This is a genomic window from Microlunatus aurantiacus (assembly GCF_039536605.1).
Classification (GTDB): Bacteria; Actinomycetota; Actinomycetes; order Propionibacteriales; family Propionibacteriaceae; genus Microlunatus; species Microlunatus aurantiacus.
The window spans coordinates 1-797 of the sequence record NZ_BAAAYX010000045.1 but is presented as its reverse complement, the minus strand read 5'-3'; the positions used below and the strand labels follow the sequence as shown (position 1 = coordinate 797).

Sequence of the window (797 nt, the reverse complement as noted above, 5' to 3'; positions counted from 1 at the left end):
GGTGCCGTGGGCGGGGGCGGTCAGGGAGACGGTGCCGAGGGCGCATTGCGCCACGGTGCCGGTCGCCTCGGCGGGCAGGACGACGGCCTCGCCGAGGAACCTGGCCAGGTCCGGGTCGGCGGGGGCTGTGTAGACGTCGGCCGGTGCACCGATCTGGACCAGCCGTCCGTCTCGCAGGACCGCGACTTGGTCGGCGAAGGACAGCGCCTCGGCCTGGTCGTGTGTGACCAGGATTGAGGTGGCGTCGCGTTCGGCGAGCGCGGCGGCGACCGCTGACCGGGTCGCGGTTCGCAGGCCGGCGTCGAGGGAGGAGAAGGGTTCGTCGAGCAGCACGACCTGTGGCCGCCGGGCCAGGGCCCGCGCCAGCGCAACCCGCTGCTGCTGCCCGCCGGACAGCTGGTCGGGTCGTCGGCGTGCCAGGTTCGCCGGGAGTCCGACCAGCTCGAGGAGCTCGGGGACGCGCTCGGCGCGGCGGCGCTGGGCACGCGGCAGCCCGAAGGTGATGTTGGCTGCCACGTCGAGGTGGGGGAACAGGGCCCCGTCTTGGCGTACGTAGCCCACGGCCCGCAGGTGCGGCGGCACGAAGGTTCGTTCGTCGCTGAGGACCCGGTCCCCGACGTGGATCTGGCCGGAGTCGGGTCGCAGGAACCCGGCGATCAGGCGCAGCAGCGTGGTCTTGCCGCAGCCGGACGGGCCGAGGACGGCGGTCGTCGAACCGGCCCGGACGTGGAGGCTGATCCCCTGGAGGACCAAAGTCTTGTCGTAGCCGGCCCGGAGCCCGGTGACCGTGATGGCAC

Annotated in this window: 1 protein-coding gene; it reads right to left on the bottom strand. The window is 73.5% G+C overall.

Features of this window, described 5'->3' with window-relative positions; translation table 11 throughout:
* Nucleotides 1-797, bottom strand: a 797-nt coding sequence (locus ABD714_RS22985; RefSeq protein WP_344814797.1) for an ABC transporter ATP-binding protein, incomplete at both ends; no start/stop codon positions are given.